This window comes from Roseivivax jejudonensis, assembly GCF_900172265.1.
In the GTDB taxonomy this organism is placed as follows: Bacteria; Pseudomonadota; Alphaproteobacteria; order Rhodobacterales; family Rhodobacteraceae; genus Roseivivax; species Roseivivax jejudonensis.
This window is the reverse complement of the sequence record NZ_FWFK01000002.1, coordinates 61,577-84,353: the sequence shown is the minus strand read 5'-3', so window position 1 is coordinate 84,353 and position 22,777 is coordinate 61,577. Positions and strand designations below refer to the sequence as shown.

Genomic DNA, 22,777 nt, shown 5'->3' with positions numbered 1-22,777 from the left:
CCCGCTTCTTCTTGGCGGAAATACTCCGTGGGGTGCAGGGAGCGGAGCTCCCGCCGGCCCGACCGCGCCGCCATCACGCGCTCTCCTTGTTCTTGAGCCCGGTGCCGAGATACGCCTCGATCACCCGCTCGTCGGACTTGATCTGCTCGATGGTGCCTTCGGCGAGCACCTTGCCCTCGGCCATGACGATGACCGGGTCGCAGAGGCGGCCGATGAAATCCATGTCGTGCTCGATCATGCAGAACGTGTAGCCGCGCTCGGCGTTGAGCCGCAGGATCGCGTCGCCGATCGTGTTCAGAAGCGTGCGGTTCACGCCGGCCCCGACCTCGTCGAGAAACACGATCTTTGCATCGACCATCATCGTCCGGCCAAGCTCCAGGAGCTTCTTCTGTCCGCCCGAGAGGTTGCCGGCGCGCTCGTCCCGAAGATGCGAGATCGTCAGGAAGTCGAGCACCTCGTCGGCCTTGCGCCGCAGCGCGTCCTCCTCCTCGCGGATCCGGGCGCGACCGAACCACGCGTTCCACAGGGTTTCGCCCGATTGCGCCGGCGGCACCATCATCAGGTTCTCGCGGCAGGTCATCGACGAGAACTCGTGCGCGATCTGGAAGGTCCGCAGCAGCCCCTTGTGAAACAGCGCGTGCGGCGGCAGGCCGGTCACGTCCTCGCCGTCCATCATCACGCGGCCCGAGGTCGGGGGCAGGGCGCCGGCGATCACGTTGAACAGCGTCGTCTTGCCGGCGCCGTTCGGCCCGACGAGCCCGGTGATCGAGCCGTCGGCGATTTCGAGCGTGGCGCCGTCGACGGCACGGAATCCGCCGAAATGGCGGTGCAGCTTCTCCACCCGGATCACGCGGTCATCCCCTTGTCAGCGCGGCGCCTTCGCGGGCGCGCGTCGTTCGTTCGTGTCGCCGCATCGGCGAACGGGCCGATCGCGCGGCCCGGATATGCGGAACGGCCGCACTTCTGTACGGCCGTCCCCCGGAGTGCAAGTCCGACTTAGCGGAACTCGACGGTCTCGAACGCGCCGTCGGTGATCGTGTAGTAGCGGTAGGTGCCCGCGGCCTCGCCGGGGCCGATCAGCTCCACGTCGGTCGCGCCGACATAGTCGATGTCGCCGCCCTCGGCGAGGATCTCGAGCGCGCGGCCGAGCTGGCCGGGCAGGATCTCTTCTCCGGGCTCGTTGGCCACGTTCATCACGTTGGCCGCCGCGGCCTCGGAGGTGGCCTCGCCGCCCGCCGCCATCGCGAGGATCAGCAGCGCCGCCGCATCGTAGCTCTCGCGGGTGTAGGAGCCGGCCGGATCGAAGTCGGCCCGTTCGTTCACCAGCGCCGCGAACGCGTCCGCGCCTTCGCCCTGCGACCACGGCACCGCGCCGTAGGAGCCCTCGAGCACGCCGCCCAGATCTTCGAGCAGCGCCTCGGAGAACATCCCGTCGCCCATCATGAAGGTCGAGAACGCGCCGGTGTCAGCCGCCGCCTGGATCAGGCCGCGGCCGCCGGAATCTGCATATCCCAGCACAACCAGCACTTCGCCGCCGGCCGAGGCGAGCGCGCCGATCTCGGCGGAGTAGTCGGCCTTGTTGTCCTCGTGCGGCGCGGTCAGCGTGATCTCTCCGCCGGCCTCCTCGAAGGCCGCGACGAAGCTGTCCGACAGGCCCTTGCCGTAGTCGTTGTTGGTGTAGGTAACCGCGACCGAGCTCACGCCCTGGTCCTCGAGAATGCCGGCCAGAACCTCGCCCTGGCGCGCGTCGGAGGGCGCGGTGCGGAAGAACAGCCCGTCATCCTCGGCCGTCGACAGGCCCGGCGACGTCGCCGACGGCGAGATCATCGGCACGCCGTTCGGCACCGCGACGTTCGACAGGACCGCACCGGTCACGCCCGAGCAGTCCGCGCCCATGATCGCCACGACGCCGTCGGTGGTCACCAGACGCTCCGCCGCAGCGGTGGCTGCGGCGCTGTCGACGCAGGTCGAGTCCGCGGTGACCGGGGTGATCGTGGTGCCGTCCATGAACGCGCCGCTGTCGTTCACCTCGGCGATGGCGAGTTCGGCGGAGGCGCCCATCGCCGGCGTCAGGCTCTCGATCGGTCCGGTGAAGCCGAGGATGATCCCGATCTTCACGTCCTCGCTCTGCGCGTGGGCTCCGCCCGCGGCCAGCGCCGCCGCGGCGGTGGCCATCATGAGCTTTTTCATAATGTGGTCTCCCTGTTTGGACGTCTGGTCCTGCGCCGGAGCGTAGGATCGGGCCGCGCGAAAAGTAAAGAGGCGCCGCGCCGGCCCCCGCGCCGCCAGACGCACGAAGATCGCCCGCCAAGGCGCTGATTGCGCGGAGTTTGGCACGGCGCGCCCGGCGTTCCCCCGGCGCTGCCGGCGCGTCAGGCCTGCTCGCGCGACCCGTGGCTGCCGCGTTCGCGGTAGGGCGTGGTGTCATAATGCGCGCGATAGCACTTCGAGAAGTGCGACGGGCTCGCGAAGCCACAGGCCAGCGCCACGGTGATGACGCTCATGTCGGTCTGCATCAGGAGGTTGCGCGCCTTCTGCAGGCGCAGCTCCATGTAGTAGCGCTTGGGAGAGCGATTGAGGTAGCGCCGGAACAGCCGTTCGAGCTGGCGCGTCGACATTCCGACCTGGGTGGCCAGCGTCGCCGGGCTGATCGGCTCCTCGATATGCGCCTCCATCCGGTGGATGACCTCGGCGAGCTTGGGGTGGCGCACGCCGATCCGCGTCGGAACCGACAGCCGCTGGGTGTCCTGGTCGGTGCGGATCGACGAATAGATCAGCTGGTCGGCCACGGCATTGGCGAGCTCGGGCCCGTGGTGATCCGCGATCAGGTAGAGCATCAGGTCGATCGTCGCCGTGCCGCCCGCGGCGCTGACCACGTTGCCGTCGATCGCGAAGACCGACTTGGTCAGCTGCACCTCGTCGAACTCCTCGGCGAAGCTGTCGTGGTTCTCCCAGTGAATGGTCGCGCGCTTGCCGTCGAGCAGGCCCGCCTCCGCGAGGACCTGCGTCCCGGTGCAGAGCGCGCCCAGGACCGGGCCGTGGCGCATCTCGCGCCGCAGCCAGCCCAGCAGGCGCTTGCTCAGCGCCTCGCGCACGCGCAGGCCGGAGCAGACCATGACCGTGTCGCCCCGGTTGATCTCGGGCAGATCGCCGTCGAGAGTGAACTCCGTGCCGGCCGAACAGCGTGCCGTGCCCCCGCCGTCGCCGGCCGTCACCCAGGTATAAAGCGTGCGCCCGGACATGCGATTGGCGATCCGGAGCGCCTCCACCGCCGAGGCGAAGCTCAATAGCGTGAAGTCGGCCAGAAGCACGAACACGAACCGGCGCGGCTTTGCCGTCTCTCCGGTGACTGACGAGGCCGCGTACTGCGCCATCCTCACACCTCTTGAACAGGTCCGAAGCACGTCCGGATAGCAGGGCAGAGTCCAGAACTGAGGCCCCGCGTCAAGCGCCCCCGGCGTTTTCTTCGCTGGCCAGCGGCGGGCCGCTTCGGTTATAGACCTCGGGCACTGTCGCGGCCCCGTCGGCACGCACCCGCGACGCGCGAACCGAAAGACGGAGAGACACGATGAGCGAGTGGACGAAATCGGCCTGGCGCAACAAGCCGCGGGTGCAGATGCCGGACTATACCGATGCAGATGCGCTGCACACGGTTGAAGCCCGGCTTGCCCAGTATCCGCCACTGGTCTTCGCCGGCGAGGCCCGCACGCTCAAGCGTCAGCTCGGCGCCGCCGGGCGCGGAGAGGCGTTCCTGCTGCAGGGCGGCGACTGCGCCGAGGCCTTCGACCAGTTCTCCGCCGACGGCATTCGCGACACCTTCAAGGTGATGCTGCAGATGGCGATGGTGCTGACCTACGGCGCCAAGGTCCCGGTGGTGAAGGTCGGCCGCATGGCCGGGCAGTTCGCCAAGCCGCGCTCGGCCCCGACCGAGGTGCGCGGCGGACATGAGCTTCCGTCCTACCGCGGCGACATCATCAACGAGCTCGACTTCACGCCCGCGGCGCGCAGTCCCGATCCGCAGAAGATGCTGCAGGCCTACACCCAGGCCGCGGCGACGCTGAACCTCCTGCGCGCGTTCTCGACCGGCGGCTACGCCGACGTGCACCAGGTGCATGCCTGGACGCTCGGGTTCACCGAGAGCGAGAAGGCCGCGAAGTACCGCGACCTCGCCAACCGGATCTCGGACACGCTCGACTTCATGAAGGCCGCAGGGCTCGAGAGCGACACCAACCACAACCTGCGGACGGTCGAGTTCTTCACCAGCCACGAAAGCCTGCTGCTCGAATACGAGGAGGCGCTCTGCCGGCTGGATTCGACCTCCGGCAAGTGGCTGGCGGGCTCGGGGCACATGATCTGGATCGGCGACCGCACGCGCCAGCCCGACGGCGCGCATGTCGAGTTCGCGCGCGGCGTCCTGAACCCGGTTGGCCTGAAATGCGGCCCGTCGCTGACGCCCGAGGATCTCAAGACGCTGATGGCGCGGCTCAACCCCGAGAACGAGGCCGGCAAGCTCACCCTGATCGCCCGCTTCGGCGCCGGAAAGGCGGCCGAGCACTTGCCGCGCCTCATTCAGGCGGTGCGCGAGGAAGGCGCCAACGTCACCTGGGTCTGCGATCCGATGCACGGCAACACGATCAAGTCCGCCTCGGGCTACAAGACCCGCCCGTTCGACGCGGTACTGCGCGAGGTGCGCGACTTCTTCGCGGTGCACAAGGCCGAGGGCACCGTCCCGGGCGGCGTGCATTTCGAGATGACCGGCCAGGACGTCACCGAATGCACCGGTGGCGTGCACGCCGTGTCGGACGAGAGCCTGTCCGACCGCTACCACACGGCGTGCGACCCGCGGCTCAACGCGACGCAGTCGCTGGAGCTCGCGTTCCTCGTCGCCGAGGAACTGACCGCCCACCGCGAGGCGCTGAACGCGGCGACGGGCTGAGACGGGCGGGGCGTGACCGGCGAGGGGCGCTGCCCCTCGCGCTCCCCGGAGTATTTGACCCAAGAAGAAGACCAGGGGCAAAGCTTTGCGGGCATCGCGCGCCGGGCCGCCCCCGGGGTGGCCCGGCGCGCGGCGCGGTCAGGCGGCCTCGGTGCCGAAATCCTCGGGTGACAGGAGCGCGAGCTGGTCGCGCGCCCAGGCCTCGGTGTTGTATTTCATCACCAGGCGGCGCAGCTCCTGCATGCGGGCGCGGCGTTCCTCCTGCGGCATGTCGAGCGCGAGGTCGATCGCGTGATCCATGTTCTTGTGCGAATAGGGATTGGTCAGGATCGCCGAGCTGAGCTCCATCGCCGCGCCGGCGAACTCTGACAGCACGAGGACGCCGTCGCCGTCCGACCGGGCCGCGACGAATTCCTTGCACACGAGGTTCATCCCGTCGGCGAGCGGGGTGATCCACGCCACGTCCGCGGCGCGATAATAGGCGACGAGCTCGGTGAAGGGGATCGCGTTCGAGATCAGCGACACCGGCGTACGGTCGAAGGTGGCGAAGCGTCCGTTGATGCGGCCGGCGATCTGCTCGATCTCGGACTGGATTTCGGCGTAGGCCGTCATGTTGCGGTTGGCCGAGACCGAGATGTGCAGAAGCTTGAGTTCCTGCGCGAGATCGGGGCGCCGTTCGAGCAGCCGCTCGAAGGTCAGGAGCTGTTCGGCCCCGCCCTTGGTGTAGTCGGTGCGGCCCACCGACAGGATCAGTCGGCGGCTCGCCATGGCGGTGAGCACCTCGTCCTTGCGCGCGTCGGTCTCTTCGCGGTCGGCCACCGAGGTTATGTAGTCGGTGTCGACCCCGACCGGCGTGGTGCCCAACCGGACCACACGGTCCTCGGTGTGGATCTCGCGCGGGACGGTGCGGTCCGACAGCGCCGAGCCCTCGGAGATGAAATCCGGATCGACCGGCTGCCGCGGCACCTGGCCCACGTCGCGCAAGCTGCGCACGACCGACACGAAGTTGGCGGCGTAGCGCGGAATGTGGAAGCCGACCACGTCGCAGGACAGCAGCGAATCGACGATCTCGCCGCGCCAGGGCAACACGTTGAACATGTCCGCGGCGGGAAACGGCGTGTGGTGGAAGAACGAAATCTTGACGTCCGACCGCATCTGCCGCAGATAGCCGGGCACGAGCCAGAGATTGTAGTCGTGCACCCAGACGGCTGCGCCCTTCGCGGCCTCGGCGGCGGCGGCCTCGGCGAATGCCCAGTTCACCTCCTTGAAGGTCGGCCAGTCGACCGGGTCGTAATTGTACTTCTCCTTGAAGCCGTGAAGGATCGGCCAGAACGCCTCCTTCGAGGTCACGTGGTAGAACGAGGACACCTGCGCCTTGGTCAGGGGCAGGCGCGACACGGTGTATTTGCCGAAGCTGTCCTCGATCTCGATCACCCGCTCGAAGCCGGGATCGGACGGGGTCTCGGCCTCTTTCCAGGCGACCCAGGCGGCGTTCTCGACGCGTCCGAAGAAGGACTTGAGCGTCGGCACGATGCCGTTGGGGCTCTTGTTTTCCTTGAAGACGGTCTGGCCGTTCTCGACCACCTCCTCGTAGGGCTGGCGGTGATAGACGATGACGAGTTCGCTGCTCATGGGAACCTCTCTCCTTCCGGGAGCGGATGCAGGGACAGGGCCGCGACGGCCTCGAGAATGCCGGCCGCGCCGATGGCCGTGGCGCGATGCACGTGGGGCAGGCCCTCGAGACGGTCGAGAAGCGCGGGCTCCGCGCCGCCGACCGCGACGGCCGGCAGCCCGGATTCCAGCATCGATGCGTCGTTGAGGGTGTCGCCCGCGGCGAGCACGCGGCGGTCGTCGATCCCCTGGTGATCGACGAAGCGGCGGAGCGAGGGACCCTTCGACACGCCGCGCGGCAGCACGTCGAAGAAGCGGTTGTCCGAGATCAGCGCGTCGAGCCCCATGTCGCGAACGCGCGTGATCGCGCTGTCGTCGAAGGCGTGCGGGTCGAGATCGAAGCTCACGCGGTAGCGGAATTCCGTCGGCTGCAGGGTCAGGCCGGGATGTCCGTCGAGCGCATCGCGCACGCGCGGGCCGGCATCGCCCCACGCCGCCTCGATCTCGGCTTCGAGCTCGGGGATCGGCGTCACGCGGCCGCCGTCGATGCGGGCGATCGTCGTGCCCACATCGCCGATCGCGTATTCCGGCCACGGCACGCCGCCCTCGCAGAGCTCGGCGATGAAGCCGGGATCGCGCCCGGTGACGAAGACGAGCCCGATCGTGTCGCGGTTCGCCTCGATCCAGTCGTAGAGCCGGCGGCGGTCGTCCTCGCTGCCGCCGAGGAAGGTCCCGTCGAGATCGGTCGCGAGAACGAACTGCTTGTCCTTGAGGGGTCGGGTCACGTCAGGCCTCTGGCATGGTGGCGGGGTGGACGAGCTCGATCTCGAGCGCGCGCGGCTCGGATTCGATCGGGCGCGCCCAGAGATCGGTGAAGGTCTGGTCGAGATCGGCCCCGTCGTAGAGGATGGTGTGGACTGCCTCGCAGATGGGCATCGACACGCCGATCCGGCGGGCGAGCTCGACCACGGATGCCGCCGAGATCTCGCCCTCTACGACAACGTTCTTGCCTTCGAAGCATTCCGCGCGGGTCTTGCCCTCGCCGAGCTGCACGCCGAGACTCATGTTGCGCGATGTCATGGACGAGCAGGTCAGCGTCAGGTCGCCGGCCCCCGACAGGCCGGTGACGGTTTCCCTTTTGCCGCCAAGCGCTTCGGCAAGGACCTTCATCTCGTCGATGCCGCGGGTGATGAGCGCGGCGCGGGTGTTCTCGGCAAAGCCGGCGCCGGTCATCATCCCGCAGGCGATGGCGATCACGTTCTTCACCGCGCCGCCGACCTCGACGCCCACGAGGTCGTCGGACATGTAGGGCCGGAACGAGTTCGAGGACATCGACACCGACAGCCGCGCGGCCGGGCTCTTGTCGGGTTCGAGCCGGTCGGTGTAGCGGAACTCGAAGGCGATGGTCGCGGCGGTCGGGTGGCCGAGCGCCGTCTCCTTGGCGAAGGTCGGGCCGGAGAGCGCGCCGACCGGATGGCCCGGCAGTTCCTCCTCCACGAGATGCGACAGCAGGTAGCCGGTATGCCGCTCGATCCCCTTGCAGCACAGCGCCAGCGGTACGCCCGGGGCGAGGTGGGGGCGCAGCGCGGCGCACATCTCGCGCAGCGACGACGACGGCGTGACGATGAGCACCGCCTCGGCGCCGTCGAGCGCGTAGGCGAGCTCGGACGTGGGCTCGATGCCGTCGGGCAGGGGCGTGTCCGGCAGGTAATCCGGGTTCATGCCCGTGCGGCGCATTTTCTCCGCAAGCTCCTCGCGTCGGCCCCAGAGCCGCACCTCGCGTCCGGCCGCGGCCGCGACCGAGGCGAGCGCGGTGCCCCAGGAGCCCATGCCGAGGACCGCGAGACGCGCGTAGGGACGTGCGTAGACGATGCCGGGACGGGCGGGTTCGGGATGTCGTTCGGGGAGTTTCAGGGTCGGTCCATCCATCGAGAGGCTGCAGGATCGGCATGGTGCCGGCGCACCGATGCACCTGTCTGAGCCTAGGCGCAGACGGCTCCAAGTCCACCGCTGATGCGAAGGAACGCCACGCGACCGTGATTGCCCGGTTTTTGGGCGCTCCGCGCGCCCGGCGACTGCCGAATGAGCAGAGAGCGGGGTCAATTCTTGCGAATTGAACATCTGGGCGACAATCTTAAGTTGAATGCAGGGTCGGCGCACATCCGCCATTGCTATGGCTCGTTAGAGATAAGGCATTGATAAATATCAACTTCGATATCTTCCCGCTGGCGGGAACCGAATGCCGCGTGGCAGCATTTTTGACATGTCGACGGCCCCTCATATCCTCAGTGCGCTGCCGCAGCGCGGCGACCGACCGAACCGTCACAAGGAGCAATGGACTCAGATGACCGACGCCACCCAGCAGACCCCGCGCCGCGTGCGCACGGCAATCTTCCCCGTCGCCGGACTCGGCACGCGGTTCCTGCCGGCCACGAAGTCGACGCCGAAGGAACTGCTGCCCGTGCTCGACCAGCCGCTGATCCAGTTCGCGATCGACGAGGCCCGCGCCGCCGGGATCGAGCGGATGGTCTTTGTCAGCCACCCGTCCAAGTCGGCGATCGAGCGCTACGTGACCGAAGACGCCGCGCTCGAATCCACCCTGCGCGACAAGGGCAAGGACACGCTGGCCGACATGCTGCACGACAACGCGCTGTGCGACGGCGAGCGTCAGGTTGCCTTCGTCATGCAGCCTGAACCGCTCGGCCTCGGCCATGCGGTGCTCTGTGCCGCGGACGAGGCTTTGCCGGGGCCGGTGGCGGTCATCCTGCCCGATGACCTCATCCTCGGTGAGCCGGGCTGCATCGCCGAGATGATTGCAGCCTACGATGGCGGGAAGGCCGGACACATGGTGGCGACCATGCAGGTCGACGAGGACGCGGTGTCCAACTACGGGATCCTGTCGGTCACAGGCCGTGACGGTCCGCTGATCCTCGCGGACGGCATGGTCGAAAAGCCCGATCCAGCAGACGCGCCGTCGCGGCAGGCGGTCGTCGGGCGCTACGTGCTGGACGCGTCGATCTTCGACGATCTGCGCGGGCTGCCCGCCGGCGCCGGCGGCGAGATCCAGCTGACAGACGCCATCGCCAAGGGAGCCCAGAGCGTCGGCATGTGCGGCTTCCGCTTCTCCGGCGCGCGCTACGATTGTGGCTCGAAGGCTGGCATGCTGCAGGCGACCATCGCCTATGCCGGCCAGCGTCCGGAATTCCGCGCGACGCTCGCCGATCTGGCGCCGAAGCCCGTCGCTGCGGAGTGATGTTCGCGCGTGTCGGTGCGCCCGTGCGCGCAGCGGCATGCGCAACGGTCAGTCGTTCGACACCACCAGGCGAAGATGCGCTGGCCGCGCCGGTGTCCGGTCGCGCGCTTCTGCATTGACCGGACTTGGGCGATAGGGCGCGCGATCCTCTGCGAATCCCGAGGACATCGGATCCGTGGCCGTGCCGCTCGGGACCTCCACCGCGCGCACGGTCAGATCGACAAGGTTGAAGCGGCGCGGCACGCGCCCGATCCGCCCCACGCTGACCAACCCGCCGAGGGCGCGGTCGATCTCGCCACTCTCGGAACGCAGCGGCATCAGTAGGAGATGGGCCGACAAGTCCGGCCGCCCGAGCGACGTGGCCGCTTGCAGGTCGGCGCACAGCGCCGCGTTCTGCGCGAATGCCCTGCAGATGCCGTCGCCGAGCGGATCGCGGCTGTCCGGCATCAGGAACGCGCTCAGGGGCAAGCCCGCAACCTCCATTCCCATCAGGTCCGACAGGTGCGCACCGGCCACGCGCAACCGCGCCACGCGCGGCGCCGCACGCTCGGCCAGAAAGGCGTATTCCAGCGCGTCCTGGATGCCGCGCGGGTCCACATCGTTGCGAAACGGAATGCCGCCCGCCTCGGATGCAAGCGCGTGCCAGTAGCTTTCGATCAGGGTCAGCGGACGCAGACGGCGCGCGCGTTCATGCTCGGTCATCGGCACCACCCGCGACGGGAACTTGCTGTGATCGGACATCCTGCGGCCTCCGGTCCGGCCGGAAGGGCGGGGATGATCGCGCCATCCTCCAGCCTTGCCGGCATTTCCTAACTTTCCCTTAACATACCGGTATTCGCCGCAAATGCGCCTCAATTCCGTCTCAAAGGTTAACGCTGCCCGGGGCTTGGCCCCTGGCGGGCGCGCGTCTTGCCTTGATCGTCGCGCTCGCGTAGGTCGCCCCTGCGGTGCCTTCGCGGGCCGCGCGGAGGGCGGATTTCCATGACCCAGTCGATGACCGGATATGCCAGCGTTCAAGGCGCCGGAGCGGGCGCAAGCTGGCTGTGGGAGATCCGCAGCGTCAATTCCAAGGGTCTCGATCTGCGGCTGCGTCTGCCGGATTGGCTCCCGGGGCTCGACCCGGCCGTGCGCGCGGCCCTGAAGGATCGTGTCGCGCGCGGATCGGTCTCCGTGTCGCTGCGGGTGACGGCCGACGATGGTGCCTCGACCCCGAGGCTCGATCCCTTGGCGCTGGATGCGGTGCTGGACGCCGTCGCGCAGGTCGAGGCGGCGGCGCAGGAAAGGGGCGTCGACCTCGCCCCGGCCACCGCGGCGCAGGTGGTGGCGTTGCGCGGCGTGCTCGAGGCGGGCGCGGCGGCGCCGGACCCGGATGCGCTGGCGCGCGCCGTTCTGGCCGATCTGCCCGGCCTGATCGACGCCTTCGTGTCCATGCGGACCGACGAAGGCGCGGCCATCGCCACGATCCTTTCGGCGCAACTCGACGAGGTCGCGCGCCTGACCGACGCCGCGCGCGTCGCGGCGGCGGACCGCGCCGGCGAACAGAAGACGCGGCTGGCCGAGGCGCTCGCCCGAGTAACCGACCACGCCGACGGCGCGGACCCGGACCGCGTCGCGCAGGAGCTCGCCCTGATCGCGGTCAAGGCGGACGTGACCGAGGAAATCGACCGGCTCGGTGCGCATGTCGCGGCCGCGCGCGGGCTGCTCGGCGCGGACGCCCCGATGGGCCGGCGGTTCGATTTCCTGATGCAGGAGTTCAACCGCGAGGCCAACACGCTGTGTTCCAAGGCCGGGTCGACCGCCCTGACCGAGATCGGCCTCGCGCTGAAGGTCGTGATCGACCAGATGCGCGAGCAGGTCCAGAACGTGGAGTGACGCGTATGGAGACCCGCCGCGGCCTCTTGATCATCCTCTCGTCGCCTTCCGGCGCGGGCAAGTCGACGCTCGCCAAGCGCCTGCGCGTGTGGGATCCGACGATCGAGTTCTCCGTCTCGGCCACCACGCGGCCCCCGCGCGAGGGAGAGGTCGACGGCCAGGATTACCGCTTCGTCGACGACGCCGCCTTTCGCCGCATGGTCCAGAACGACCAGATGCTCGAACACGCGCACGTCTTCGGCAATTTCTACGGCTCGCCTCGGGCGCCGGTGGAACAGGCGATCAATGCCGGGCGCGACGTGCTGTTCGACATCGACTGGCAGGGCGCTCAGCAGCTTCAGAATTCGCCGCTCAACCTGCACACGCTGTCGATCTTCCTCCTGCCGCCGTCGATCGCCGAGCTGAAGCGCCGGCTGGTGGACCGTGGCAAGGATTCCGAGGCCACGATACGCAAGCGTATGGAAAAAAGCTGGGACGAGATCAGCCACTGGGGCGGCTATGATTTCGTGCTGGTCAACGCCGATCTCGACGAGACTGAGGCGCGGCTGAAATCCATAGTGACGGCGGCGCGGCTGCGCCGCAGCCAGCAACCGGGGCTGACGCAGCACGTGCGCGCGCTCCAGTCGGAATTCGAGGAGGGGTTGCGATGACGCTCTACGCACTCGGAGACAAGCGCCCGGACGTGGCCGATGACGCATGGGTCGCGCCGGGCAGCCACGTGATCGGGCACGTGATCCTCGGCGCGCGCGCATCGGTCTGGTTCGGTGCCACGCTGCGCGGTGACAACGAGCCGATCACGATCGGCGACGGCACGAACCTGCAGGAAAATACCGTCTGTCACACGGATATGGGGTTCCCCCTGACGATCGGAACGAACTGCACGATCGGGCACAAGGCGATGCTTCATGGCTGCACGATCGGCGACAACAGCCTGATCGGCATGGGCGCCACCGTCCTGAACGGCGCGCGCATCGGGCGGAACTGCCTGATCGGCGCGGGCGCGCTGGTAACCGAGGGAAAGGAGATCCCCGACGGCAGCCTGGTCATGGGCATGCCGGCCAAGATCGTGCGCGAGCTCGATGCCGCCGCCATCCAGGCGCTCCAAGCCTCGGCGCTTCACTACCAGGACAACGCGGCGCGCTTCCGGGACGGCCTGCGCCCGCTGTGACGACGGGCCGGCCACGGTCTGGCCGGACGTGATCGAGAAAGAGACAAGACGATGAACAAGCCCTCCGACCCGACCGTGAAGCGCACGCTGATGCGGCCCGGCCCGCTCCTGCGCGGCGCGTCCGCCCCCGTGGTGACGCCGATCATGCCGTCGGTGGTCTACGCGAGCGACACGCCGGATTCGCTCGATGCGCAATACGAGGGCCGGGCGCAGGGTCACACCTATGCGCGCGAGGGGCACCCGAACGCCGATATCCTCGCCCGGCGCATCGACGCGCTGGAAGGCGTGGAAGGTGGCATCGTGACCGGTTCGGGCATGGCGGCGGTCACCGCGGCGCTGATGGGCCTCTTGTCGGCCGGCGATCACGTCCTCGGGGGCGACCAGCTCTACGGCAGGTCGCTGCGACTGATGCGCGAGGATCTGCCGCGGTTCGGCGTTGAGACGAGCCTCGCCGATCCCACCGATCTCGACGCCTTCGCGGCGGCGGTCCGGCCCGAAACGCGGATGGTGCTGATCGAGGTGGTGTCCAACCCGACGCTGCGGATCGCCGATCTCGACGGCATCGCCGCGCTCTGTCGTGATCGCGGGATCCTGCTGGCGGTCGACAACACCTTCACCACACCGGCCGGGATCACGCCGGCGGATCACGGCGCCGACATCGTCATCCACTCGGTGACCAAGCTTTTGGCCGGACATTCCGACGTGACGCTGGGCTGGGTCTGGGCGCGCAGCCCCGAGCAGCGCAAGGCGATCTACGATTTCGCCGTGACCACCGGGCTGACGCCCAGCCCGTTCGATTGCTGGCTGGCCGAGCGCGGGCTCGCCACTTTTGCGTTGCGCTACGCCGCGGCGCAGGACAATGCGGCGGCGCTCGCTGCGCACCTTGCGGGACGCGACGGCGTCGCGCGCGTGCTCTATCCCACCCGGGATGATCACCCCGACGCGCGCCGGGCGCAGGCGGTTCTGCGGGGGCAGGGCGGTCACATGGTGACCTTCGACCTCGACGGCGGTCGCAGCGCGGCCAACGCTTTTGCCAAGGGCGCGGAAGGGCTCGCCTTCGCGCCGACGCTGGGGGACGTGGGCACGACGCTGTCGCATCCCGCGTCATCCTCGCACCGCGCGCTCACGCCCGAGGGCCGGGCCGCGATCGGGATCTCCGAGGGCACGTTCCGGATCTCGGTCGGGCTCGAGGACCGGGCGGCGCTGCTGGCCGCGATCGACGCCGGGCTCGCCGCGGCGAAAGCCGTCGGCTGAGGCGGACCGCGCCATGGTCGCAGGCCCCGGCAGCATCGTTGCCGCGATCCCGATGCCGGCGCTCCTGATCGCGCGCGACGAACGCATCATCGCCGCGAACGCCGAGGCGGTCGCACTGCTCGGCGCGACGATCGAGGGGCGCCACTTCATCACCGTTCTGCGCCAGCCCCAGACGCTCGAGGCGGTCGAGGGCGCCCTGCGGACGGGCGCGCCCTCGCAAGCGGTCTACCTGTCGAACGACGGGCGTCAGGACACCAGCTTTCGCGTCACCGCGCGCCAGGTCGACGAGGGCGGGACGACCGGCGTCATCGTCTGCTTCGAGGACGAGACCCACCGCGCGCAGGCCGAGCAGATGCGCCGGGATTTCGTGGCCAATGTCAGCCACGAGCTGAAGACGCCGCTCACCGCGCTGATCGGTTTCATCGACACGCTGCGTGGACCGGCGCGCGAGGACCCGAATGCGCGCGACCGCTTTCTCGGGATCATGGAATCCGAGGCCAACCGCATGAACCGGCTGGTCAGCGACTTGCTGTCGCTCAGCCGGGTCGAGGCCGAGGAGCGGGTGCGCCCCACCGCGCGGCTCGACCTCGCCGCCCTCATCCGCGCCACGGTGCGCTCGCTCGAGCCCGTGGCGGCCGAGGCCGGCGTGACCGTTGCGCTGGAACTGAGCTCCGGCACGACGGAGATCGTTGGCGATACCGACCAGCTGCGGCAGGTGCTGGTCAACCTCATCGAGAACGCGATCAAGTATTCGGGCGAGGGCACGACAACCCGCGTGGCCCTGACCGGCCCGTCCTACGAGCCCCGGGTGCGCGGGCAGGGCGTTCGCATCCGCGTCGCCGACAGCGGGCCCGGGATCGACCCGGTGCACATCCCGCGCCTGACGGAACGCTTCTACCGGATCGACACGCACCGATCCCGCGAGCGGGGCGGCACGGGTCTGGGTCTTGCCATCGTCAAGCACATCGTCAACCGCCATCGCGGCCGGCTTCTGGTCGACTCGACGCCTGGCGAGGGCTCGGAGTTCACCGTCGTCCTGCCGACGGGATGACCGACGCGGGACGCCTAGTCGGCGATCGGCGCGGCCGGAGACCTTGACCGCTTCGGGTGGTAGCCACGGCGGCGCCAGAGGCGCTTTGCCATGATGAACGCGCGGGCCTCGTCCTCGGTGACCGGCGCCCAGGTATCGCCGCCCGACACGAATCCGGCCTCCTCCAACGTCGCGCCGAGCCGGGGAAAGTCGATCTCGGCCATGGTCATGTGCGTTGGCGCGCGGCCCTCGGGCACCCAGGCGCGGCCGATCGCGTCGGCGAGCGTGACCTCCGCACCGGCGAAGGCCTCGATATGCGTGCGGATATGGTGCGTGGACTTCGACATCCGGCGCACCACGATGGCGACCTTCTGCCCGGGATCGCCGCAGAACGCGTAGAGATGCAGGGCCGAGCCCTCGGCGGCCACGATGCGCCGCGCGGCCTTGTAGCGCGCGATCTGGGTTTGCAGGTCGTGCCGCTCGGGGCGGAAGATCTCGTATCCCTCCGCCGCGAGGCGCTCTTCCAGCCGCGACTCGAAAAGCAGCCCGCCCCGGTTCGGGCCGAGGCCCGCGCGACTGACATAGAGCTTTTCCGGCCCCTCCGGAGCCGTGTCCGCACCGAACCGGGCGAAGGCCGCGCGGAACCTCTCCGTTCCCCGGATCGCCGATCCGAGTCCAAAGGCCTGTCCCGGCACCACGAGTCGCGCGACCTCGGTCGGGCGACTGACGATGCGGATCGGCAGATCCGTTACCAACTGATGCAGGAAGGCGCCGTGAAAGTCCCGCGGCCCCTCGGTTTCGGCGTCGAACTTCGCGTAGAACACGATGCCTTCGACCGGCTCGGGCAGGTGATCGAGCGCCCAGAGGCGGGTGACGCTCTCAACCAGGAAATGCCCGAAATGCGCATAGAGCAGCCCACCCCAGAGCCACGTGCCCGGCAGACTCTCTGGCGGCGTGGCCGGCGGCTTCGGCGGCGCCGTGATGCGACGCACACCGCGCCATGTCGCGGCCTCGGGGCAGGGCGCGCCCTCGGCCGTCAGGACCCCGGCGTGAAACCGCATTTCCGAGATGGTGTCGGGCGGCACGACCACCGCACCGTCCAGCACCTGCAGGCTGTCGGACCACCCGCCCTCGGGACGCGGCGAATCCTCGGGGCGACCGGCATCGGGCGTCGTCCGCTCGCACGTCCAGACCAGGCGCGTCGACAGGTCCGACCGCTTGGCGAGGCCGGCGCGTTTCAGCGCGGACTTGCAGGCCTTGACGCCCTCCTGGCCGTAGGCGCCGGGGTGGAACTCGACCACGACGGCGCGAAAGCGCGACAGGTCTATGTGCGGCAGCAGGTCGATCTCGCCGCCCACGATGTCCATCAAAAGTACGGTGGGGCGAAACGCGGCGGCGACGGCCTCGAACTCCTCCACCGGCACGTCGCCCCGGCGATCCGCGTCGCGCGGCACGAGGCCGGATGCCACATGGCCGGAGAGTGAGCTCTTGCCGGCACGGAACGTCGCGCTTTCCGGGCGGTCGGGCCCAGCGCCCAGCGCTGCATGACGCACCGTGACGCGATCCTCGAGGCCGTTGGCGGCATAGAGGGCGCGCGCCGCCGGCACGAGGTCCGGATTGGCCTCGAAGGCGAGCACAGCCTCCGCCCCGGTATTGAGCGCGATCGCCGCGCCTACCGCGCCGATCCCGGCCCCCAGTTCCAGCACGCGGTCCTCGGGGCGCACGACGGCGAGCGCACCGCTCACTTCCTCCCGCTCGTAGCGCCCGGAATTGAGCCGTGTGATACGCCGTTCGGTCAGGAACGGGGACGCGGGCACGGCAACGCCGTGAAACCGCGCGGCGATGTCGCGCGGCGCGGTCGGTGCGTCGGACAGGGCGGAGGACATGCGCGAATTGGCCTCTGAGGGGAAACGATCCGCGCGGACTGTATCTCGAATCCGGGCAAAAGTGAGGCGCTTCATCTGACGGCGTTTGGACAAGTACCGGATATCCCGAGGATGACGTCGGGGAGGGCCGGTGTGCTTCATAAAACTGTTACGCAACCGTCACAAAAGGATTGTCCGCGCGATCTAGCGAGACGCCAAGGCCATCGGGGGATGGTCCCGACGATTCATGTCAAACAGGAGTTCTCCATGAAATCCGTTACGCTCACCGTATCCGCGCTGGCGATCGCCGCTGCGGCTCCGGCCTTTGCCCAGTCGCGCGAGAACGTTCAGGTCGCCGGTTCGTCGACCGTGCTGCCCTACGCGTCGATCGTGGCCGAAGCCTTCGGCGAAAACACCGACTTCCCGACCCCCGTTGTCGAGTCGGGCGGCTCGTCGGCAGGTCTCGCGCGCTTCTGCGAAGGCGTTGGTGAGAACACCATCGACATCGCGAACGCATCGCGCGCCATCCGCGACGGCGAAGTCGAGACCTGCGCCGAGAACGGCGTGGACGAGATCATCGAAGTGCGCATCGGCTATGACGGCATCGTCTTCGCCAGCCAGCAGTCGGGCCCCGAGTTCGGCGCGTTCGAACCCTCCGACTGGTACTCGGCGCTGGCTGCCGAGATCCCGCAGGACGGCGAAATGGCTGCGAACCCGAACTCGACCTGGGCCGACGTGAACGGCGACCTTCCGGAGGTCGAGATCTCGGCCTTCATCCCGGGCACCAAGCACGGCACCCGTGAAGTCTTCGAAGAAAACGTCCTGCTGCAGGGCTGCGAAGACACCGGCGCCTACGACCAGATGGTCGAGATGGGCATGTCCGAGGACGACGCAGAAGCGGCGTGCATGGCTGTCCGCACCGACGGCGCGTCGGTCGACATCGACGGCGACTACACCGAGACGCTCGCGCGCATCGAATCCAACCCCGATGGCATCGGCGTGTTCGGCCTGGCGTTCTACGAGAACAACACCGACACCCTGAAGGTCGCCACCATGGGCGGCGTCGAGCCCTCGACCGAGACCATCGCGTCGGGCGAGTACCCGGTGTCGCGCCCGCTGTTCTTCTACATCAAGAAGGCACATATCGGCGTGATCCCCGGCCTGAAGGAATACGCGTCCTTCTTCGTCTCCGACGAGATCGCAGGCCCGGGCGGCCCGCTCGCCAACTACGGCCTCGTGCCCGATCCGGAGCTGGCCGATACCCAGCAGAAGATCGAAAACGAGACGACCATGAGCGAAGAGCAGTCGTAAGCGGCTGAACTTCCGGGAGGCGGCTCTGTCCGCCTCCCATCCCTTTTAGGGTCTTTCTTTCAGTCATTTTTCCTGGTTCCGAAATGGTGGAGTGGGGGCGCTCATGTCGACAACCTTGGTGGTTCTGATCGTGCTTGCGCTCGGTGCGGCCGGCTATGTGCTGGGCCGCGGCCGGGCGCTGCGCGAAGTGAACGGCGACCAGCGCCGGCTGCACTCCCTGCCGTCGTATTACGGCACGAACGTCGCGATGAAGACGGTCGTGCCCGCGATGCTCTTGATGGGGATCTGGCTCCTCGCGCAGCCGCTGATCGTCGAGACCTCGGTGCGCGGCGACCTGCAGGACGAGGCCGAGCGCCAGAATCGCTCGGTATCGCTGATGATGTCGGACGTGCGCCGCGTGGCGAACGGCCTCGACGTCGCCGTATCGCAGGGCGTCATGACCCGCGAGCGGGCCTCGAACATGCGCACCGAGTTCACCGATGTGCGCGAGCGGCTCGGGCAGGCGGGCGTCGCGCTCGGCTCCGATGTGACGTCGGCGGTGTTGCGGGCCGCTCAGCGCTACCGCGCGATCAGCGGCCGCGCCGACCTTCTGCGCACCGGTGTGGTGCTGGCGCTGGCGCTGGCGGGGCTTGCGTTCGGGCTGCGCAACAGCACGGCGGGCTACCGCGCGCGCAACGTCGTCGAATCCGGCATCAAGATCCTGCTGATCCTGGCCGCCTGCATCGCCATCCTGACCACGATCGGCATCGTGCTCAGCCTCGTGTTCAACACGATCGAGTTCTTCCGCCTCTACCCCGCGAGCGAGTTCTTCTTCTCGACCACGTGGTCACCGTCCTTTGGCGGCGGGTCCGAGCTCGGGATCATTCCGCTGCTGTGGGGCACGCTCTACATCTCGGTGATCGCTCTGATCGTCGCGGTGCCGATCGGCCTTTTCGCGGCAATCTACCTGTCGGAATACGCCTCCAAACGGACCCGCGCCATCGCCAAGCCGGCGATCGAGATCCTCGCCGGCATCCCGACCATCGTCTACGGCCTCTTCGCTCTGCTCACCATCGGGCCGCTCCTGCTGCGGGTCTTCGGCGACCAGACGGTCGGCTGGATGGACGCCGGAACCGCCGTGATGACCGCGGGCCTCGCGATGGGGATCATGCTGATCCCGTTCGTGTCCTCGCTGTCGGACGACATCATCAACGCCGTGCCCCAGTCGATGCGCGACGGCTCCTACGGCCTCGGCGCGACGCAGTCCGAAACGATCCGCCAGGTGATCCTGCCGGCGGCGCTTCCAGGCATCGTGGGCGCGATCCTTCTCGCGGCCTCGCGCGCCATCGGCGAGACGATGATCGTCGTTCTCGGCGCCGGCGCGGCCGCGCGTCTCAGCCTCAATCCGTTCGAAGCGATGACGACCGTGACCGCCAAGATCGTCAGCCAGCTGACCGGTGACAGTGACTTCCGCTCCGCCGAAGCGCTCGTCGCCTTCGCGCTCGGCATGACCCTCTTCGTGGTCACGCTCGCGCTGAACGTCGCCGCCCTCTACATCGTTCGCAAGTACCGGGAGCAGTACGAATGACCGACGCCACCGCAAGTGCCGCCCCGGACGCCGCGCCCCGCCGCGGGAAGTCGATCGTCACGCAAGACACCAACACGCGAAAGCGCAACGCGGCCGAGAAGCGGTTCCAGACCTATGGCATGATCGCCATCGGCATCGGCGTGTTCTTCCTCGTGGCGCTCACGTGGTCGATCCTGCGCTCCGGGCTGCCCGCCTTCACCGAAACCGCCGTGACGGTCGAGTTCAATCTCAGCCAGGAACAGTTCGACGAGGCCGAAAGCCAGGTCCTCAAGACCGCCGCATACGAGGGCTTCTTCGTTCGCGCGCTGCAGGCGCAGCTCAACGAGGAAGGCGCCGGCGACGTGCAGGTCGAGGAAGATGCCGTCGGTCGCATCATGGGCAACGTCGGCAGCCAGATCCGCGAGTTCTACCGCGCCAACCAGGATCAGCTGGGTCAGGAGGTGAGCTTCACCGTTCCGGCCTCGAGCCGCGTCGACCGGTACCTGAACGGCGCGCTCAGCCGCGAGGACCTGACCAACAGCCGTTTCCTCGAGCCCGAGGACCTCGACATCGTCGACCGGCTCGTGGACAGCGGCGTCATGGCCAACGCCTTCGACTGGACCTTCATAACCGGAACCGACTCGGGCGTGGACAACCCCGGCGGCGCGGGCATCGGCGCTTCGGTCATCGGTTCGTTCTTCATGATGTTCGTGGTGCTTGTGCTGGCGCTCCCGATCGGGGTGGCGGCATCCATTTACCTCGAAGAGTTCGCGCCGCAGAACAAGTTCACCGACCTCATCGAGGTGAACATCTCGAACCTCGCGGCGGTGCCGTCGATCGTGTTCGGCATCCTCGGTCTCGCGGTGTTCATCCAGTTCGCGCACCTGCCGCAATCGGCGCCGCTGGTGGGTGGCCTCGTTCTGACGCTGATGACGCTGCCGACCATCATCATCTCGACGCGCGCCTCGCTGAAATCGGTGCCGCCGTCGATCCGCGCCGCCGCGCTCGGCGTCGGCGCCTCGCAGATGCAGGCGGTATTCCATCATGTGCTGCCGCTCGCCGCACCGGGCATCCTGACCGGCACGATCATCGGCCTCGCGCAGGCGCTCGGCGAAACCGCGCCCTTGCTGCTTATCGGCATGGTCGGCTTCGTCGCGCGGCAATACCCCGACGGGCTCGCCTCGGGTCTTCTCGATCCCAACTCGGCGATGCCGGCGCAGATCTACACCTGGGCGGCGCGCGCCGACCCGGCCTTCTACGAAAAGGCCTGGGGCGGTATCATCGTGCTGCTGGTGTTCCTTCTATTCATGAACGCACTGGCGATTTTCCTGCGGCGCAAGTTCGAGCGCAGGTGGTAAGGAGTCACCCAATGTACGACGCAGATCAAAACCGGACGGAGAACCGCGTGGGTCAGGCAGACATCAAGATCGCTGCAAAGAACGTTCAAGTCTATTACGGCGAGACCCATGCGATCAAGGATGTGTCTGTCGACATCGAGGACCGGCTGGTCACCGCCTTCATCGGCCCGTCGGGCTGCGGCAAGTCGACCTTCCTGCGCTGTCTCAACCGGATGAACGACACGATCCCGATCTGCCGGGTCGAGGGCGACATCCACATCGACAACGAAGACATCTACGACAAGCGCGTGGATCCGGTTCAGCTGCGTGCCAAGGTCGGCATGGTGTTCCAGAAGCCGAACCCGTTCCCGAAATCGATCTACGACAACGTCGCCTACGGCCCGAAGATTCACGGCCTCGCCAAGAACAAGTCCGAGCTCGACGATATCGTGGAGCGCGCCCTGCGCCGCGGCGCCATCTGGGACGAGGTGAAGGACCGGCTGGACGCGCCGGGCACCGGCCTGTCCGGCGGTCAGCAGCAGCGCCTGTGCATCGCCCGAGCCGTTGCGACCGAACCCGAGGTCCTGCTGATGGACGAGCCGTGCTCGGCGCTCGATCCGATCGCAACCAGCCAGGTCGAGGAACTGATCGACGAGCTCAAGCAGAACTACTCGGTGGTCATCGTCACCCACTCGATGCAGCAGGCCGCCCGCGTGAGCCAGAAGACCGCGTTCTTCCACCTGGGCAACCTCGTCGAGTACGACGAGACCGAGAAGATCTTCACGAACCCGCAGGACAGCCGCACCGAAAGCTACATCACCGGCCGGATCGGCTGATACGAGGACCCAAATGGCCAGCCAACTCAGTCAACACATCGTCTCGGCCTTCGACCGGGACCTCGAGGGCATCCAGGCGCACATCATGAAGATGGGCGGCCTCGTCGAGGCCGCGATCCGCGACTCCGCAAAGAGCCTCGAGAGCCGCGACGAGGAACTCGCCGAAGAGGTCCGCCGCCGCGACGCCTCGATCGACGAACTCGACACGCTGGTCAACGAGGAGGCCGCGCGCGTGATCGCGTTGCGCGCGCCGACGGCGACCGACCTCCGCGTCGCCCTGTCGGTCCTGCGGATGTCAAACAACCTCGAACGCATCGGCGACCTGGCCAAGAACATGGCCAAGCGCACGGGCGTGCTCGTGCAGTTGCAGCCGATCGACGGTGCCGCCGCCAGCCTGCGGCGCATGGCGCGCGAGGTCGAGCTGATGCTCAAGGACGCGCTCGACAGCTATATCCAGCGCGATCCCGAACTGGCGCGCGACGTGATCGAACGCGACCGCGACGTCGACCAGATGTACAACACCGCGTTCCGCGAGTTCCTCACCTTCATGCTGGAGGACCCGCGCAACATCACCGCCTGCATGCACCTGCACTTCATCGCCAAGAACATCGAGCGGATGGGCGACCACGTGACGGGCATCTCCGAACAGGTCGTCTTCCTCGTCGAGGGCGCGATGCCCGAGCAAAAACGCCCCAAGGCCGACGCCACCTCGACCGACCCGCGGTTTTCGCCAGAAGCCGGCGAGGGGGAGGACTGAT

The 22,777-nt window shown here is 68.1% G+C and carries 20 protein-coding genes; 12 read left to right on the top strand and 8 right to left on the bottom strand.

Annotation, left to right across the window (positions count from 1 at the left end):
- Positions 1–73: 73 nt before the first annotated feature.
- The 3 genes from ROJ8625_RS05470 to ROJ8625_RS05460 form a co-directional block, all read right to left on the bottom strand.
- Complete coding sequence (locus tag ROJ8625_RS05470) at positions 74–850, bottom strand: ABC transporter ATP-binding protein (RefSeq protein WP_085790877.1); 777 nt, start codon at positions 848–850, stop codon at positions 74–76.
- A gap of 146 nt (positions 851–996) precedes the next feature.
- Positions 997–2,190 carry an ABC transporter substrate-binding protein gene (locus tag ROJ8625_RS05465; protein WP_085790876.1) on the bottom strand — a complete coding sequence of 398 codons (1,194 nt, stop codon included), beginning with the start codon at positions 2,188–2,190 and terminating at the stop codon, positions 997–999.
- 182 nt (positions 2,191–2,372) lie between these two features.
- A complete protein-coding gene (locus tag ROJ8625_RS05460) occupies positions 2,373–3,374 on the bottom strand; it encodes a GlxA family transcriptional regulator (protein ID WP_085790875.1) in 1,002 nt (333 codons plus the stop codon).
- Between the two features lie 194 nt (positions 3,375–3,568).
- Here ROJ8625_RS05460 and ROJ8625_RS05455 point away from each other — a divergent pair, with 194 nt between their 5' ends.
- Complete coding sequence (locus tag ROJ8625_RS05455) at positions 3,569–4,936, top strand: class II 3-deoxy-7-phosphoheptulonate synthase (protein WP_085790874.1); 1,368 nt, start codon at positions 3,569–3,571, stop codon at positions 4,934–4,936.
- Between the two features lie 138 nt (positions 4,937–5,074).
- Here the strand turns inward: ROJ8625_RS05455 and ggpS are convergent, their stop codons facing one another.
- From ggpS to ROJ8625_RS05440, 3 genes are read right to left on the bottom strand one after another with little or no spacing between them, the layout of a single operon-like run.
- Entirely contained in the window at positions 5,075–6,568 is a 1,494-nt protein-coding gene (gene ggpS, locus ROJ8625_RS05450; RefSeq protein WP_085790873.1) for a glucosylglycerol-phosphate synthase, read from the bottom strand.
- Positions 6,565–7,332 carry an HAD-IIB family hydrolase gene (locus ROJ8625_RS05445; protein WP_085790872.1) on the bottom strand — a complete coding sequence of 256 codons (768 nt, stop codon included), beginning with the start codon at positions 7,330–7,332 and terminating at the stop codon, positions 6,565–6,567. Before ROJ8625_RS05445 ends, ggpS begins: the two co-directional genes overlap by 4 nt.
- A 1-nt stretch (position 7,333) precedes the next feature.
- The gene (locus ROJ8625_RS05440) at positions 7,334–8,476 is read right to left on the bottom strand and encodes an NAD(P)H-dependent glycerol-3-phosphate dehydrogenase (protein WP_085790871.1); all 1,143 of its coding nucleotides are present in this window, start codon (positions 8,474–8,476) and stop codon (positions 7,334–7,336) included.
- Positions 8,477–8,891: 415 nt separating this feature from the next.
- Between ROJ8625_RS05440 and ROJ8625_RS05435 the strand changes: the two genes are divergently transcribed.
- Positions 8,892–9,800, top strand: coding sequence for a UTP--glucose-1-phosphate uridylyltransferase (locus tag ROJ8625_RS05435; RefSeq protein WP_085790870.1), 909 nt, complete (start codon positions 8,892–8,894; stop codon positions 9,798–9,800).
- A 48-nt stretch (positions 9,801–9,848) separates the two neighbouring features.
- Here ROJ8625_RS05435 and ROJ8625_RS05430 read toward each other — a convergent pair whose 3' ends face one another.
- Positions 9,849–10,541, bottom strand: a complete 693-nt coding sequence (locus ROJ8625_RS05430) for a PAS domain-containing protein (RefSeq protein ID WP_085790869.1) — start codon at positions 10,539–10,541, stop codon at positions 9,849–9,851.
- A 240-nt stretch (positions 10,542–10,781) separates the two neighbouring features.
- On the opposite strand from ROJ8625_RS05430, the gene ROJ8625_RS05425 reads away from it, so the two are divergent.
- The 5 genes from ROJ8625_RS05425 to ROJ8625_RS05405 are packed head-to-tail and all read left to right on the top strand — an operon-like array spanning position 10,782 to position 15,145.
- The gene (locus ROJ8625_RS05425) at positions 10,782–11,672 is read left to right on the top strand and encodes a YicC/YloC family endoribonuclease (protein WP_085790868.1); all 891 of its coding nucleotides are present in this window, start codon (positions 10,782–10,784) and stop codon (positions 11,670–11,672) included.
- A 5-nt stretch (positions 11,673–11,677) separates the two neighbouring features.
- Positions 11,678–12,322: a guanylate kinase gene (gene gmk, locus ROJ8625_RS05420; RefSeq protein WP_085790867.1), complete on the top strand. Its 645-nt coding sequence runs from the start codon at positions 11,678–11,680 to the stop codon at positions 12,320–12,322.
- Positions 12,319–12,840, top strand: coding sequence for a gamma carbonic anhydrase family protein (locus ROJ8625_RS05415; RefSeq protein ID WP_085790866.1), 522 nt, complete (start codon positions 12,319–12,321; stop codon positions 12,838–12,840). The genes gmk and ROJ8625_RS05415 overlap by 4 nt, the downstream gene beginning before the upstream one ends.
- A gap of 51 nt (positions 12,841–12,891) precedes the next feature.
- Complete coding sequence (locus tag ROJ8625_RS05410) at positions 12,892–14,094, top strand: trans-sulfuration enzyme family protein (protein WP_370738468.1); 1,203 nt, start codon at positions 12,892–12,894, stop codon at positions 14,092–14,094.
- Between the two features lie 13 nt (positions 14,095–14,107).
- The gene (locus ROJ8625_RS05405; protein WP_085790865.1) at positions 14,108–15,145 is read left to right on the top strand and encodes a sensor histidine kinase; all 1,038 of its coding nucleotides are present in this window, start codon (positions 14,108–14,110) and stop codon (positions 15,143–15,145) included.
- A 14-nt stretch (positions 15,146–15,159) separates the two neighbouring features.
- Here the strand turns inward: ROJ8625_RS05405 and ROJ8625_RS05400 are convergent, their stop codons facing one another.
- On the bottom strand, positions 15,160–17,010 hold the full coding sequence (locus tag ROJ8625_RS05400; protein ID WP_085790864.1) for an FkbM family methyltransferase: 1,851 nt from the start codon (positions 17,008–17,010) through the stop codon (positions 15,160–15,162).
- Positions 17,011–17,256: 246 nt separating this feature from the next.
- Here ROJ8625_RS05400 and ROJ8625_RS05395 point away from each other — a divergent pair, with 246 nt between their 5' ends.
- The 5 genes from ROJ8625_RS05395 (at position 17,257) to phoU (ending at position 22,776) form a co-directional block, all read left to right on the top strand.
- Entirely contained in the window at positions 17,257–18,300 is a 1,044-nt protein-coding gene (locus ROJ8625_RS05395; protein ID WP_085790863.1) for a PstS family phosphate ABC transporter substrate-binding protein, read from the top strand.
- 103 nt (positions 18,301–18,403) lie between these two features.
- Entirely contained in the window at positions 18,404–19,867 is a 1,464-nt protein-coding gene (gene pstC / locus ROJ8625_RS05390; RefSeq protein ID WP_085790862.1) for a phosphate ABC transporter permease subunit PstC, read from the top strand.
- Positions 19,864–21,204, top strand: coding sequence for a phosphate ABC transporter permease PstA (gene pstA / locus ROJ8625_RS05385; RefSeq protein ID WP_085790861.1), 1,341 nt, complete (start codon positions 19,864–19,866; stop codon positions 21,202–21,204). The genes pstC and pstA overlap by 4 nt, the downstream gene beginning before the upstream one ends.
- Positions 21,205–21,215: 11 nt before the next feature.
- Positions 21,216–22,019 (top strand): phosphate ABC transporter ATP-binding protein PstB, encoded by an 804-nt coding sequence (gene pstB / locus ROJ8625_RS05380; protein WP_085790860.1) that lies wholly within the window; start codon positions 21,216–21,218, stop codon positions 22,017–22,019.
- A 13-nt stretch (positions 22,020–22,032) separates the two neighbouring features.
- Complete coding sequence (phoU, locus tag ROJ8625_RS05375; RefSeq protein ID WP_085790859.1) at positions 22,033–22,776, top strand: phosphate signaling complex protein PhoU; 744 nt, start codon at positions 22,033–22,035, stop codon at positions 22,774–22,776.
- Position 22,777: the final 1 nt, after the last annotated feature.

Excerpts from the sequence above, each read along its gene's own strand:
- ROJ8625_RS05465 (WP_085790876.1), bottom strand. The coding sequence starts at position 2,190 with ATGAAAAAGCTCATGATGGCCACCGCCGCGGCGGCGCTGGCCGCGGGC.
- ROJ8625_RS05460 (WP_085790875.1), bottom strand. The coding sequence starts at position 3,374 with ATGGCGCAGTACGCGGCCTCGTCAGTCACCGGAGAGACGGCAAAGCCG.
- ROJ8625_RS05455 (WP_085790874.1), top strand. The coding sequence starts at position 3,569 with ATGAGCGAGTGGACGAAATCGGCCTGGCGCAACAAGCCGCGGGTGCAG.
- ggpS (WP_085790873.1), bottom strand. The coding sequence starts at position 6,568 with ATGAGCAGCGAACTCGTCATCGTCTATCACCGCCAGCCCTACGAGGAG.
- ROJ8625_RS05440 (WP_085790871.1), bottom strand. The coding sequence starts at position 8,476 with ATGGATGGACCGACCCTGAAACTCCCCGAACGACATCCCGAACCCGCC.
- ROJ8625_RS05435 (WP_085790870.1), top strand. The coding sequence starts at position 8,892 with ATGACCGACGCCACCCAGCAGACCCCGCGCCGCGTGCGCACGGCAATC.
- ROJ8625_RS05430 (WP_085790869.1), bottom strand. The coding sequence starts at position 10,541 with ATGTCCGATCACAGCAAGTTCCCGTCGCGGGTGGTGCCGATGACCGAG.
- ROJ8625_RS05425 (WP_085790868.1), top strand. The coding sequence starts at position 10,782 with ATGACCCAGTCGATGACCGGATATGCCAGCGTTCAAGGCGCCGGAGCG.
- gmk (WP_085790867.1), top strand. The coding sequence starts at position 11,678 with ATGGAGACCCGCCGCGGCCTCTTGATCATCCTCTCGTCGCCTTCCGGC.
- ROJ8625_RS05415 (WP_085790866.1), top strand. The coding sequence starts at position 12,319 with ATGACGCTCTACGCACTCGGAGACAAGCGCCCGGACGTGGCCGATGAC.
- ROJ8625_RS05410 (WP_370738468.1), top strand. The coding sequence starts at position 12,892 with ATGAACAAGCCCTCCGACCCGACCGTGAAGCGCACGCTGATGCGGCCC.
- ROJ8625_RS05405 (WP_085790865.1), top strand. The coding sequence starts at position 14,108 with ATGGTCGCAGGCCCCGGCAGCATCGTTGCCGCGATCCCGATGCCGGCG.
- ROJ8625_RS05400 (WP_085790864.1), bottom strand. The coding sequence starts at position 17,010 with ATGTCCTCCGCCCTGTCCGACGCACCGACCGCGCCGCGCGACATCGCC.
- ROJ8625_RS05395 (WP_085790863.1), top strand. The coding sequence starts at position 17,257 with ATGAAATCCGTTACGCTCACCGTATCCGCGCTGGCGATCGCCGCTGCG.
- pstC (WP_085790862.1), top strand. The coding sequence starts at position 18,404 with ATGTCGACAACCTTGGTGGTTCTGATCGTGCTTGCGCTCGGTGCGGCC.
- pstA (WP_085790861.1), top strand. The coding sequence starts at position 19,864 with ATGACCGACGCCACCGCAAGTGCCGCCCCGGACGCCGCGCCCCGCCGC.
- pstB (WP_085790860.1), top strand. The coding sequence starts at position 21,216 with ATGTACGACGCAGATCAAAACCGGACGGAGAACCGCGTGGGTCAGGCA.
- phoU (WP_085790859.1), top strand. The coding sequence starts at position 22,033 with ATGGCCAGCCAACTCAGTCAACACATCGTCTCGGCCTTCGACCGGGAC.